Origin of the sequence: Citrobacter amalonaticus (assembly GCF_018252635.1) — a bacterium.
GTDB classification, from domain to species: domain Bacteria; phylum Pseudomonadota; class Gammaproteobacteria; order Enterobacterales; family Enterobacteriaceae; genus Citrobacter_A; species Citrobacter_A amalonaticus_E.
In genome coordinates, this window is sequence record NZ_JAGTXM010000002.1 from 920803 (window position 1) to 932888 (window position 12086).

Genomic DNA, 12086 nt, shown 5'->3' on the forward strand with positions numbered 1-12086 from the left:
GTAGAGTTTAAAAGAGGTTGGTGCAGGTGAAAATGGCGCCCCCTACAGGATTCGAACCTGTGACCGACGGCTTAGAAGGCCGTTGCTCTATCCAGCTGAGCTAAGGGAGCAGTGAACTGCAATGCGGATGATACAAAACTGGTCGGTATTATACGTTCACAACTTTGACGGTCAATGGCTTTCCTCTCAACTGCTTGAGTTGTGAGCATACTCCTTTTCCACAGGGCATATCCCCCACGGATCGCCATCTAAAACCGCGCCGACTGTAAGCGGTAACTGACAACCGTCTTCACTTCTGACAGAATAGCGCCATCCCCTTTGACGTGAAGTAACAGATGGAATCCTCTCTCTGATGGCAGCAAAGATTATTGACGGTAAAACGATTGCGCAGCAGGTGCGCTCTGAGGTTGCTCAAAAAGTTCAGGCGCGTATCGAGGCCGGACGCCGAGCCCCTGGCCTGGCTGTAGTGCTGGTAGGCAGTAACCCGGCTTCGCAAATTTACGTAGCAAGCAAGCGTAAAGCCTGTGACGAGGTGGGATTCGTCTCCCGCTCATATGACTTGCCGGAAACCACCAGCGAGGCGGAATTGCTTGAGCTGATTGATACGCTCAACGCCGACAACACCATCGACGGTATTCTGGTACAGCTACCGCTTCCGGCGGGCATCGATAATGTCAAAGTGCTGGAGCGGATTGATCCGGATAAAGACGTTGATGGTTTCCATCCGTACAACGTCGGTCGCCTGTGTCAGCGCGCCCCGCGTTTACGCCCCTGTACGCCGCGCGGGATCGTCACTCTGCTCGAACGTTACAACATCGATCTGTATGGTCTGAATGCGGTCGTGATCGGCGCCTCTAACATCGTCGGTCGTCCCATGAGTATGGAACTGCTGCTGGCCGGTTGTACCACCACGGTAACCCACCGTTTCACCAAAAATCTGCGTCACCACGTTGAGCATGCCGATCTGCTGATCGTTGCCGTCGGGAAACCAGGTTTTATTCCGGGTGACTGGATCAAAGAAGGCGCTATCGTGGTTGATGTCGGCATCAACCGTCTTGAAAATGGCAAGGTCGTCGGCGACGTGGTGTTTGAAGATGCAGCCGCGCGTGCCTCGTACATTACACCCGTACCGGGCGGTGTGGGTCCGATGACGGTCGCCACACTTATCGAAAACACGCTACAGGCGTGCGTTGAATATCACGATCCTCAGGATAATTAATATGGCGACATTTTCTTTAGGCAAACATCCTCACGTTGAACTGTGCGATTTGCTGAAGCTGGAAGGCTGGAGTGAAAGCGGCGCCCAGGCGAAAATTGCCATTGCCGAAGGTCAGGTAAAAGTTGACGGTGCGGTTGAAACCCGCAAACGTTGCAAAATCGTGGCCGGTCAAACCGTGAGTTTCGCCGGTCAGAGCATCACCGTAACGGCCTGAGTTATCTGATTTCTCACCCGATCTCTCCTCCGGGGATATCGGGTGAAACTCCCTCTTCCCTTCCCTATCGCCCTATGACCATAATGGTTAATTATCGATCAACTTCAAATAATCACGATTTCATTTGATACAGCGTGAGATTTTAGTTGCGCAAAATCCCTGCCTTCATCACGATAAGTAGAACGTTCTACTATAACGTTCTACTTACAATAACAGCGTCAATAAAAACGCTTCTCGGGGGAAATCAGCATGAGTCTGATATCAGGGTTTGTTAAATCATTGTCTAAATTATCGATGATTGGTCGCGCGTTAATGCTACCAATTTCACTGCTTCCCGCTGCGGGTCTGCTGTTGGCCTTCGGGGATAAATTCCATCTGCCACTGATGATGAACGCGGGCGGCGTTATCTTTGATAATCTGCCGATGCTGTTCGCCATCGGCTCTGCCGTCGGTCTTGCCTCAGAATCGGGTATCGCGGCGCTGTCGGCGGCGGTCTCGGTGTTTGTCACTAACATCACCATCAGCACAGTGCTAAGCATCACGCCGGAGATGGCCTCCCAGGGCGGAAAATATGCAATGGTGGTCGGTATCCCGACCTTGCAAATGGGCGTCTTTGGCGGTCTGATCTGCGGTATTCTCGCCGCCTGGTGTTACAACCGCTTTCACACCATGCAGTTGCCGGAATTCCTCGGTTTCTTCTCCGGTAAACGTTTTGTGGCGATCGCCACCGCGTTTCTCTCCTTTGTGCTGGGACTGCTGCTGCCCTACATCTGGCAACACATTCAGTCCGGTATCGATGCGCTTTCGGTGGTCGTCAACGGCGATAATCAGGCGGTCTCAACCTTTATCTTTGGCCTGGTTGAACGTGCGCTGATCCCCCTCGGTTTACACCACATCTGGTATCCCTCATTCTGGTATTCCTTTGGCGATTACACCACTCAGGCAGGCCAGGTGATCCACGGCGACCAGACAATCTGGTTCAAAATGCTGGAGGAAGGGGTCAAATCCTTCAGTAGCGATACCTATCAGAACGCCGGTAAGTTCATGCAGGGCGAGTTCCCGCTGATGCTGTTTGCCCTGCCTGCGGCGTGTCTGGCGATGTACCACGAAGCGCACACGAAGAATAAAAAAATTGCGGCCGGTATTCTGTTCTCGGCGGCACTCACCTGCTTCCTGACAGGGATCACCGAGCCGGTTGAGTTTACCTTTATCTTCGTGGCACCGATTCTGTATGTTTTCAACGCCGTGATGGCGGGTCTGGCTTACATGACCATGTACCTTCTGCATGCGCATATTGCCAAATCGTTCTCCGCCGGTTTCATCGACTACCTGTCGTTTGGCATTCTGCCGTCCTTCAATGGCTATCAGACCAACTTCCTGAATGCCATTATCATTGGCGTGCCGATGGCATTGATTTACTACTTTACCTTCCGCTTTGTCATTCGCCGTTTCGATATCAAAACGCCAGGTCGTACCGAAGTGACCGCCAATGCGAACGACAAAACGGATACTGAAATTGCTACTGAAATCATCGGCCTGCTGGGCGGCGCGCAGAACATCGATTCCGTCGGTTCCTGCATCACCCGTCTGCGTCTGGAAGTGGCTAAAAGCGACGTGGTCGATAAAGACGGTCTCAATAGCCTCGGTGCCCGCGGCGTGGTCTTTGTTGGTGACAATGGTATCCAGGTGATTTTCGGCGCCAGAGCACAGTTTATTGCCCAGACCATGTCCACGATGATCGGCAAATAATAAGATGCCTGAATGACACGTCTCCTGTACGCTGGGAGACGTTGTCGTATCTGGCTGATAACCGGTAATTTTCAGGGAGCGATTTTGAAGAAAGTCAGCATTATTGATGTCGCAAAGCAGGCGGGCGTTTCAGTCTCGACCGTTTCGCTGGTGCTACGCCAGAAAGGGAAAATCTCAGAGGCAACCATTGAGAAGGTCCATGCTGCCATCAATACGCTTGGCTATGTCCATAACATCGCCGCGGCAAATCTTCGCGCCAATACCTCCAACCTGATCGGCTTGATCCTGCGTGATTTCAGCGACAGTTTCTCCATCAAAGTGATGGCAAGTATTGTCCAGGAGCTGGAAAAGCAAGGCTTTATGGTTTTTCTGGGGCAGCCACAGGATGATCGGACAAGCCTTGAGCGCTGTTTTCTCTCTTTCAAGCAGCAAGGTGTGGCTGGCGTCATTTATCTCTCGTCGGACCCCACCCGTACAGCGTTACCTGAACAGGTGCGCCAGTGCCCTTTACCACTAGTTGTCGTATCGCAATCGCTGATTGAAGAAAACTGCAATCTGGTAATGCGCGATAATCGTCAGGCGGCAAGCCTTGCCACTCGCTATCTGATTGAACGCGGGCACCGTAGCATTGGCTATATTGGCGGTCGACCAGACTGTCTGATCCGCCAACAGCGATTACAGGGGTTTCGCAATACGCTGGCACAAAATGGCATGGTCTATAAAGAAGAATCGACACCTGCTTGTGACGATGATACCCACGCCGCCAGCATTGCCACCCGCCATCTGCTGGAACAAAATAACACTATCACCGCCCTGCTTTGCCACTCACCCGCGGCGATGATTGGCTCTATCTCCGGCATTCATCAGGTTGGACGCACCCTCGGTAAAGACGTATTCCTGACCCAGCAGGTGGCGCTGATTGGTTTTGAAGATATGCTGCACGTGAATCTGACCTCGCCGTCATTAACCTATGTATCATCCGCCAGTGAAGAGACCGGACGCCAGGCGGCAACACTCATGATACGCAAGCTGAAAGAACCAGAATTGCAATGCCAGCGTATTACGCTTTCAGGTCAGCTTATCGCCCGGGAATCGGCCTAAAAAAAGCGGCCCCAGTACATGTCTGGCGCCGCGGGTGTTAGTGAGTGACATTAACAATTCGCACGTCGTAGACCATTGTGGAATTTGGCGGAATATTTGGTGGGCTACCGGCTTCGCCGTAAGCAAGCTCGGGTGGTACTACCATTTGTAGTTTGCCCTTATTGTTCAACTTGCTAATCGCAGTCTTAAACAGAGGCGGGAACTGTTCCAGCGGAAGCACCAGCACTTTGCCTGATTTATTCATATCCTTAATGACGTTACCGTTCGACAGGCTTTCAGTTACCGCAATAGCAACGGTATCGGAGCTCTTAATAACCCCGCGTCCTTTTTCTGTTATGCGATAGTAGTAACCCATATCCGCACGCTTCACGCCTGGTTTTTTACTATAGGCGGTGATGAACGTTTTCCCCTCGTCTTCTGAGGTGGAAGGTTGCGGCTGTTTGCCTGTAACGCTGGCATCCATGTCTTTCAATTCTGCCAACATTTTTTCCTGAGGGATTTTAAACTTCCCGCGCATCATATCCGTAACACCGCTGACAACCTGTGGCTGCGAAAGTTTAAAGCCATCGCTTTCCACTTTTTTCATCGCATTCAGCACGTCATGGCCCCAAAATGCACCGAGGGCATAAGCACGGATATCTTCTTTACTGGTGGGAACGGGCGTTTCAGGATCCGTATGCAGAGAAGCGAGTTGTTTGCTCTGACTTTCCAGTTTGCTATTTGCCTCTTGCCATTTTTGTTCAAACGCCGCGCGATTCACCTCACTCTCGCTTAACGCTTTACTTACCGCCGCGAGTTCTGTGGTTTTAGCATTCTGCTGTTCGTTAAGCCCGGCCATTTTTTTAGTGAGTTCCGCCGCCTGGTTTTGAGACTCAGTTAAAGATTGCTTCAGATTTATAACTTGCTGACTGTCCTCAAGGTGGCTGGCATTCATTTCCACCACTCGCTTATTCGCCATTTCAAGCTGTTGCGAGGTGCTTTGCCACTTTTTCTCCGCATCAGCACGCTTTATGTCACTGTCCGCTGATGCTTTTTTCGCCGTGGCAAGTTCCACTTCTTTAGCATCCTGTAACGCTGTCAACGCTGTGAGCTTTTTCGTTAGTTCAACATTTTGCTTCTGGATGTCAGCCAGAGATTGTTTCAACTGCTCGACTTCCTGCCCGTCATCCAGTCTCCCCGCTGACAGCTCAGCAATCCGTTTATTGGCGTTTTCCAGTTGCTGCGTAGCGCTTTGCCACTTCGTTTGCATATCAGCAAGCTGCTTCTGACTCTCTTTTAATTGCTGCCGGGCTTCGTCTGATTTAGACGAGCCCTCCTGAGCCTGCGCAATTTGTCGGGTCAACTCGGCAATTTTTTTTTCCTGCGCCGCCTTCAATGCAGCTATCTGGGCATTCAACGCATCTGCTTGCGCCTGCGAGGTCTGCAAACGATAGCGGGCACTTTTAGGAACAGATGTTGCTCGCGGCTCCTGGGCAGAAACAACAGGTTCAGGAAGCGTGACCTTTTTCTCCAGTAATAATGAAGGGATTTCACTGGACTGTGAGGTAATTGAATCGAGAGATTTTACGGCACCTGACGTATCACTTGCCTGAACCTGCAGAGCAATCGAACCGCCCAAAATCATCGGCAGAGCGATGATTAACGGCTTCATTCTGAATGCGTTCATTTCATATTCTCCACGCGATTAATGAGCGCCTGCCTTACAGCCTGCTCAATATCACTGCAGATTTTCTGCGTTTTGAATTTATAGAATGCATCCATCGTATCTTTCGTTTGCGCAGTAATATCTTCACGTACACCCGTGTAGACTGACGCACTTGTGAGTAGCTCATCAAAGGCGGCTTTTTTCTGGGCATAAAGTCTTTGGTTAATTTTCGATAACGCCACCAGTTCTCGCTGACAGCTTGAAACAGATCCCGTCTCGGGAGGCGTAGATTCTGGTTTAACGCTTTGTGTTGCCGGGGCCATCGGCGTTATCGCAGGCACAGATTCACTACCCGTAGAGGGTACAGAGAGTCCAGTCGTTTTCTCAACAGGTTGAGCGTTTTGACAGCCACTCACCGCCAACAGGCTCGATATAAACAAGAATGAAAATAAATGCCGTATAGCATGTTGGCGCAATCTGCCCGTGACGTTCACAATATTAACCCTTTTAAATGATTATTACAGGAATGCATTACATGAAAGAATATACCGCCTTATAACTCACCATACGCAGGAGGGATGCAAAGCATTATCCGTAAAGCTTATACGCTGGAGTGCTCAAAAAGAATATCTCTACAGAGTTTTTACAGTCCAAAATTGGATCATTGAAATTAATAACATACAAAAAACAGCTAAATAAATAACGTAAAATATTTTCCACTTAATAATAAAAACAGGTTTACCCGCTCCCCAACCCTACTGCTAAAATAGTTATTTTATGGATAGCGATAATATGCCTACTGTCATCACCCACGCCGCCGTCCCCATTTGCCTTGGGCTGGGTCTGGGACTGAAAGTCATTCCTCCACGTTTACTGTTTGCCGGGATCGCGCTTGCGATGCTGCCGGACGCCGATGTGCTGTCATTTAAACTCGGAGTATCCTACGCAAACGTGTTTGGACATCGTGGATTTACCCATTCACTGCTGTTCGCGCTGGGGGTTCCCCTGCTCTGCGTATGGATGGGACGACGATGGTTTAAAGCCGGGTTAATGCGCTGCTGGCTGTTTTTGACCGTTTCGCTGCTGTCGCACAGTCTGCTGGACTCAATCACCACCGGTGGCAAAGGCGTCGGCTGGCTGTGGCCGTGGTCGGACGAACGCTTTTTCGCACCGTGGCAGGTGATAAAGGTCGCGCCGTTTGCCCTGTCGCGCTACACCACGCCGTACGGACATCAGGTCATTATTTCCGAGTTACTGTGGGTATGGTTGCCGGGCGTACTGCTGATGGGGGTGCTGCGGTGGTATAGACGTCATTAATAGTGCCTGATGGCGCTACGCTTATCAGGCCTACCGATCATTCCATCGTAGGCCGGATAAGGCGTTAGCCACCATCCGGCAAGAACATTACTTACGACGCCAGGTGGTACCCTGCGGACCATCTTCCAGCACGATGCCCATTTCGTTCAGACGGTCGCGCGCCGCATCCGCAGCCGCCCAGTCTTTGGCTTTACGGGCATCCAGTCGCTGTTGAATCAGCGCTTCAATTTCCGCGACCTCACTGTCATCAGCCTGAGCACCGCTTTGCAGGAACGCTTCCGGATCCTGTTCCAGCAGACCCAGCACGCCAGAAATCTTACGCAGGTGAGAAGCCATCGCATTCGCGGCAGCCTCGTCTTCGCCCTTCAGACGGTTCACTTCACGCGCCATGTCAAACAGCACGGAGTACGCTTCCGGAGTGTTGAAATCGTCGTTCATTGCCTCGACAAAACGCGCTTCAAACGCCTCGCCACCGGCAGGCGCAACGGATTTATCTGTCCCGCGCAGCGCCGTATACAGACGTTCGAGAGCAGAACGCGCCTGCTTAAGGTTCTCTTCGCTGTAGTTCAACTGGCTACGATAGTGGCCGGACATCAGGAAATAGCGCACGGTTTCCGCATCGTAGTATTTCAGCACGTCACGCACGGTAAAGAAGTTACCCAGCGATTTGGACATCTTCTCGCGGTCAACCATCACCATCCCGGAGTGCATCCAGTAGTTCACATACTCACCGTCATGCGCGCAGGTGGACTGGGCAATTTCGTTTTCGTGGTGCGGGAACATCAGGTCAGAACCGCCGCCGTGAATATCAAAGTGATTACCCAACTGTTTGCAGTTCATCGCGGAACACTCAATGTGCCAGCCAGGACGGCCTGCGCCCCACGGAGACGGCCAGCTCGGCTCGCCCTCTTTGGACATTTTCCACAGCACGAAGTCCATCGGGTTGCGCTTCACATCCACCACGTCCACACGTGCACCAGCCTGCAGTTGATCCAGATCCTGGCGTGACAGTTGCCCGTAATTCGGGTCGGTAGGGACATCGAACATCACGTCGCCATTGTCCGCCACATAGGCATGACCTTTAGCTATCAACTGCTCGGTGATTTCAATGATTTCGGCGATATGGTGGGTTGCGCGCGGTTCCAGGTCCGGACGCAGAATATTGAGCGCATCAAAGTCGTTGTGCATTTCGGCGATCATACGATCCACCAGCGCGACAAAGCTTTCGCCATTTTCATTTGCGCGTTTAATGATTTTATCGTCGATATCGGTGATGTTACGCACGTACTTCAGCGTGTAGCCCAAAAAGCGCAGATAGCGTGCCACCACGTCAAACGCCACAAAGGTACGGCCATGGCCAATATGACAGAGATCGTAAACGGTAATACCACACACGTACATGCCGACTTCCCCGGCATGAATGGGTTTGAATTCCTCTTTTTGGCGCGTCAGTGTATTAAAGATTTTTAACATCGAAGATTCCGTGTAAGACGTGTGTGGATAACAAAGTCTGTATAATACCCATAATTGGGACGGGAAGCAGCACACTTTGCGAGGTGATCGCAGCGTGCGGTTATGCTATAACACCTCCCTAACTCTGACCCTTAGCTGGGTTAAAGCACCACTATATCGGAACAGGATGCAAAAATGGTTACTTTCCACACTAATCACGGCGATATCGTAATCAAAACGTTTGATGATAAAGCGCCTGAAACAGTTAAAAACTTCCTGGACTACTGCCGCGAAGGTTTTTACAACAACACCATTTTCCACCGTGTGATTAACGGTTTTATGATTCAGGGCGGCGGTTTTGAACCTGGCATGAAACAGAAAGCCACCAAAGACGCTATCAAAAACGAAGCCAACAACGGTCTGAAAAACACCCGTGGTACGCTTGCAATGGCGCGTACTCAGGCTCCGCACTCCGCCACAGCGCAGTTCTTCATCAACGTTGCCGACAACGACTTCCTGAACTTCTCCGCCGAAAGCATGCAGGGCTGGGGCTACTGCGTATTTGCCGAAGTCGTTGAAGGTATGGACGTAGTTGACAAAATCAAAGGCGTTTCTACCGGTCGCAGCGGCATGCACCAGGACGTACCGAAAGAAGACGTGATTATCGAAAACGTGACCGTCAGCGAGTAATTGTGACGACACTGTTTATTGCAGATCTTCATCTCTGCACGGAAGAACCGGCGATCACCGCCGGTTTTCTGCGTTTTTTAGCCAGCGAAGCCCGTCAGGCCGACGCGTTGTATATCCTGGGCGACCTCTTCGAAGCCTGGATTGGCGATGACGATCCCAACCCATTGCACCGTGAAATAGCCGCCGCTATTAAAGCGGTTGTCGATTCCGGCGTCCCCTGCTTCTTCATTCACGGTAATCGTGACTTCCTGATTGGCAAACGCTTCGCCCGCGAAAGCGGTATGACCTTGCTTCCCCAGGAAAAAGTGCTCGATCTGTACGGTCGCCGGGTACTTATTCTGCATGGCGATACGCTGTGTACCGATGATGTGGGTTATCAGGCATTTCGTGCAAAAGTCCATCAACCCTGGCTGCAAGCGCTGTTCCTCGCCCTGCCGCTGTTTATACGCAAGCGTGTGGCCGCCAGAATGCGTGCTGATAGCAAAGCCGCCAACAGCACTAAATCACTGGAGATCATGGATGTTAATAAACATGCGGTTGTCGCCGAGATGGAAAAATACCGCGTCCAGTGGCTGATTCACGGCCATACCCATCGCCCTGATGTTCATGCGCTCACCGTCAACGGCGAACCCGCCTACCGCGTCGTATTAGGTGCCTGGCATAGCGAAGGATCGATGGTCAAAGTCACAGCGGACAACGTGGAACTGATTGCTTTCCCGTTTTGAGAAAAAAACACCCTCATTATAAAATGATGACTCAGATCATTATCTTCTAAGTTTGGATGGCTATGCTAAAACAAACTTAAGAATTAAGGGTGATGATGAATATCGATCAGGATTTTATCCGTACTACGGTACACAGTTTTCATCGAAGTTTAATGAGAGATGGTTTTTTATGTGACCATTCAGAACTTTTGCCTTTAAATGGTAACTATGATGACGAAGTTTATCAAAAAATATATGCTTTAAAATACCTTCCGGCCTATTATTTTGAGTACTGTATTTTAGCCAATTTACTTTTGGAAAGGCTAAATAAAAATAGCGTAACCGACATCAATATTGCCTCAATGGGATGTGGGTTATATCCCGATTACTTTGCTCTTCTGCATAATCTTGGCGGCATTAACTTTAATTATTATGGCTACGATGTATGTCATTGGAAAGCAAGGCGATTGCTGCCAGAAGGAAATGACAATCTATATCTGACATCGCGTTCTGTTAATCAAATCAGCACTAAGATTCTGGGGAAATTTGATGTATTTATTTTCCCAAAATCAATTAAGGATATTGAGCAGTCATCAGATATTGAACAGCTCGCTCAGGAAATTTCAAAAACTAAAAAAGATAAGCTCTACTTTCTCAATTCTTATGTCAATACTTCTCTTGATCAAACCAGTGCACATGTCAAAATTTTCGAACACATCCATAATGAATTAATCCGCCATGATTTTCGTACCGCGGATAAACACACCGTCACTCAATACATGGGGAATGCCAATACGGGTTTAAAAGCGATAGATGTTCACTTTGATTATCCAAAAGAATGTATAGTACTTTGCCAGGACAAAGATAATGACTGTCGATGCAAGGTCAGAGATTACCCGATATTAACTAACCGATATCTTGACTATCAAATACTGGAATATACGCGATGATCATTAGTGCCAGCCGTCGCACCGATATACCCGCTTTCTACAGTGAGTGGTTAATGAACCGCATTCGTGCAGGTTTTTTACTGACCCGGAATCCCTTTAACTATCACCAGGTCTCTCGGGTGTCATTGCTTCCTGAAGATGTTGATGCAATCGTATTCTGGACACGCAACCCCACGAAACTGCTCCCTTATCTTGATGAACTCTCTGAGATCGGCCATCGTTTTTACTTCCAGTTCACCCTCACCGGATATCCGCGGTTAATTGAGTCTAAAACCTTAAATCCGCATAAAGCGCTCGAGGTATTCAAACGACTGTCAGAAAAGATTGGCGCTGAAAAAGTCATCTGGCGCTATGACCCTATTTTGTTTTCAAATCTTCTTCCATTTGACGAACATGTCCGCCTGTTCAGTAAAATCGCCACCGAATTAGAAGGCCATACCCGACGCGTTGTGATTAGCTTCGCTGATTTTTATCAAAAGACGGAAAAAAACCTTAAAGCGATTGATTCACTCATTTACAGCGATATCACACAAAATCATGAACTCTGCTTAACGCTGTCGCAAAAATTATCAGAGATTGCCCGACAACACGGGTTGGATATCTACTCCTGTGCCGAAGAGGTCAATCTTACCGGGCAAGGCATTCAGCATGGGAAATGTATTGATGAGGCGCTAATTAATGACCTGTTTGGCTTATTAATACCCAATAGCAAAGATTCAGGTCAGCGTGAGGCCTGTGGGTGTGTGAAGAGTATAGACATCGGTACCTACAACACCTGTCTGCATGGATGCCAATATTGCTACGCGACCTATAATCAGCATCAAGCCAACAGCAATTTCAAAAAACACTCTCCAGAGAGTCCCTTTTTGTTAGGCGGTACAGATGGAGTTGATCCTCTTCTATTAGAACCGGTACGTTTTCAGCCACCACTATTTTGATATCCCCGGAAGCCTTAAAATCAAGGCACGCAACCGTTTTCCTTGCTGATATAACGTGCTATTCTTTGTGGCCTCAAAAGCAGTGTGTCCCGCACCACAGGAGTTTT

General features: G+C 49.6%; 12 protein-coding genes and 1 tRNA gene. 9 read left to right on the forward strand and 4 right to left on the reverse strand.

Annotation, left to right across the window (positions count from 1 at the left end; translation table 11 throughout):
* Positions 1-33: 33 nt before the first annotated feature.
* Positions 34-110, reverse strand: a tRNA-Arg gene (locus KE671_RS08805).
* A 242-nt stretch (positions 111-352) separates the two neighbouring features.
* On the opposite strand from KE671_RS08805, the gene folD reads away from it, so the two are divergent.
* The 4 genes from folD (at position 353) to malI (ending at position 4283) form a co-directional block, all read left to right on the forward strand.
* Entirely contained in the window at positions 353-1219 is an 867-nt protein-coding gene (folD, locus tag KE671_RS08810; RefSeq protein WP_206162596.1) for a bifunctional methylenetetrahydrofolate dehydrogenase/methenyltetrahydrofolate cyclohydrolase FolD, read from the forward strand.
* Position 1220: 1 nt separating this feature from the next.
* Positions 1221-1433 carry a ribosome-associated protein YbcJ gene (ybcJ, locus tag KE671_RS08815; RefSeq protein WP_206162597.1) on the forward strand — a complete coding sequence of 71 codons (213 nt, stop codon included), beginning with the start codon at positions 1221-1223 and terminating at the stop codon, positions 1431-1433.
* Positions 1434-1682: 249 nt separating this feature from the next.
* Positions 1683-3182 (forward strand): PTS transporter subunit EIIC, encoded by a 1500-nt coding sequence (locus KE671_RS08820; RefSeq protein ID WP_206162598.1) that lies wholly within the window; start codon positions 1683-1685, stop codon positions 3180-3182.
* 84 nt (positions 3183-3266) lie between these two features.
* Positions 3267-4283: a Mal regulon transcriptional regulator MalI gene (gene malI, locus KE671_RS08825; RefSeq protein ID WP_206162599.1), complete on the forward strand. Its 1017-nt coding sequence runs from the start codon at positions 3267-3269 to the stop codon at positions 4281-4283.
* Positions 4284-4320: 37 nt separating this feature from the next.
* Here the strand turns inward: malI and KE671_RS08830 are convergent, their stop codons facing one another.
* Entirely contained in the window at positions 4321-5949 is a 1629-nt protein-coding gene (locus tag KE671_RS08830) for an FKBP-type peptidyl-prolyl cis-trans isomerase (RefSeq protein ID WP_206162600.1), read from the reverse strand.
* Entirely contained in the window at positions 5946-6422 is a 477-nt protein-coding gene (locus tag KE671_RS08835; protein ID WP_206162601.1) for a hypothetical protein, read from the reverse strand. Before KE671_RS08835 ends, KE671_RS08830 begins: the two co-directional genes overlap by 4 nt.
* A gap of 298 nt (positions 6423-6720) precedes the next feature.
* Between KE671_RS08835 and KE671_RS08840 the strand changes: the two genes are divergently transcribed.
* Positions 6721-7245, forward strand: coding sequence for a metal-dependent hydrolase (locus KE671_RS08840; RefSeq protein WP_206162602.1), 525 nt, complete (start codon positions 6721-6723; stop codon positions 7243-7245).
* An 87-nt stretch (positions 7246-7332) separates the two neighbouring features.
* Here KE671_RS08840 and cysS read toward each other — a convergent pair whose 3' ends face one another.
* The gene (cysS, locus tag KE671_RS08845; RefSeq protein ID WP_206162603.1) at positions 7333-8718 is read right to left on the reverse strand and encodes a cysteine--tRNA ligase; all 1386 of its coding nucleotides are present in this window, start codon (positions 8716-8718) and stop codon (positions 7333-7335) included.
* Positions 8719-8892: 174 nt separating this feature from the next.
* Between cysS and ppiB the strand changes: the two genes are divergently transcribed.
* The 4 genes from ppiB (at position 8893) to KE671_RS08865 (ending at position 11979) form a co-directional block, all read left to right on the forward strand.
* Positions 8893-9387 carry a peptidylprolyl isomerase B gene (ppiB, locus tag KE671_RS08850; RefSeq protein WP_042324369.1) on the forward strand — a complete coding sequence of 165 codons (495 nt, stop codon included), beginning with the start codon at positions 8893-8895 and terminating at the stop codon, positions 9385-9387.
* Between the two features lie 2 nt (positions 9388-9389).
* Positions 9390-10112 carry a UDP-2,3-diacylglucosamine diphosphatase gene (lpxH, locus tag KE671_RS08855; protein WP_206162604.1) on the forward strand — a complete coding sequence of 241 codons (723 nt, stop codon included), beginning with the start codon at positions 9390-9392 and terminating at the stop codon, positions 10110-10112.
* A gap of 92 nt (positions 10113-10204) precedes the next feature.
* On the forward strand, positions 10205-11041 hold the full coding sequence (locus tag KE671_RS08860) for a hypothetical protein (protein ID WP_206162605.1): 837 nt from the start codon (positions 10205-10207) through the stop codon (positions 11039-11041).
* Positions 11038-11979, forward strand: a complete 942-nt coding sequence (locus KE671_RS08865; protein WP_206162606.1) for a DUF1848 domain-containing protein — start codon at positions 11038-11040, stop codon at positions 11977-11979. Before KE671_RS08860 ends, KE671_RS08865 begins: the two co-directional genes overlap by 4 nt.
* Positions 11980-12086: the final 107 nt, after the last annotated feature.

Excerpts from the sequence above, each read along its gene's own strand:
- cysS (WP_206162603.1), bottom strand. The coding sequence starts at position 8,718 with ATGTTAAAAATCTTTAATACACTGACGCGCCAAAAAGAGGAATTCAAA.
- KE671_RS08840 (WP_206162602.1), top strand. The coding sequence starts at position 6,721 with ATGCCTACTGTCATCACCCACGCCGCCGTCCCCATTTGCCTTGGGCTG.
- KE671_RS08865 (WP_206162606.1), top strand. The coding sequence starts at position 11,038 with ATGATCATTAGTGCCAGCCGTCGCACCGATATACCCGCTTTCTACAGT.
- folD (WP_206162596.1), top strand. The coding sequence starts at position 353 with ATGGCAGCAAAGATTATTGACGGTAAAACGATTGCGCAGCAGGTGCGC.
- ppiB (WP_042324369.1), top strand. The coding sequence starts at position 8,893 with ATGGTTACTTTCCACACTAATCACGGCGATATCGTAATCAAAACGTTT.
- ybcJ (WP_206162597.1), top strand. The coding sequence starts at position 1,221 with ATGGCGACATTTTCTTTAGGCAAACATCCTCACGTTGAACTGTGCGAT.
- KE671_RS08820 (WP_206162598.1), top strand. The coding sequence starts at position 1,683 with ATGAGTCTGATATCAGGGTTTGTTAAATCATTGTCTAAATTATCGATG.
- KE671_RS08860 (WP_206162605.1), top strand. The coding sequence starts at position 10,205 with ATGATGAATATCGATCAGGATTTTATCCGTACTACGGTACACAGTTTT.
- KE671_RS08830 (WP_206162600.1), bottom strand. The coding sequence starts at position 5,949 with ATGAACGCATTCAGAATGAAGCCGTTAATCATCGCTCTGCCGATGATT.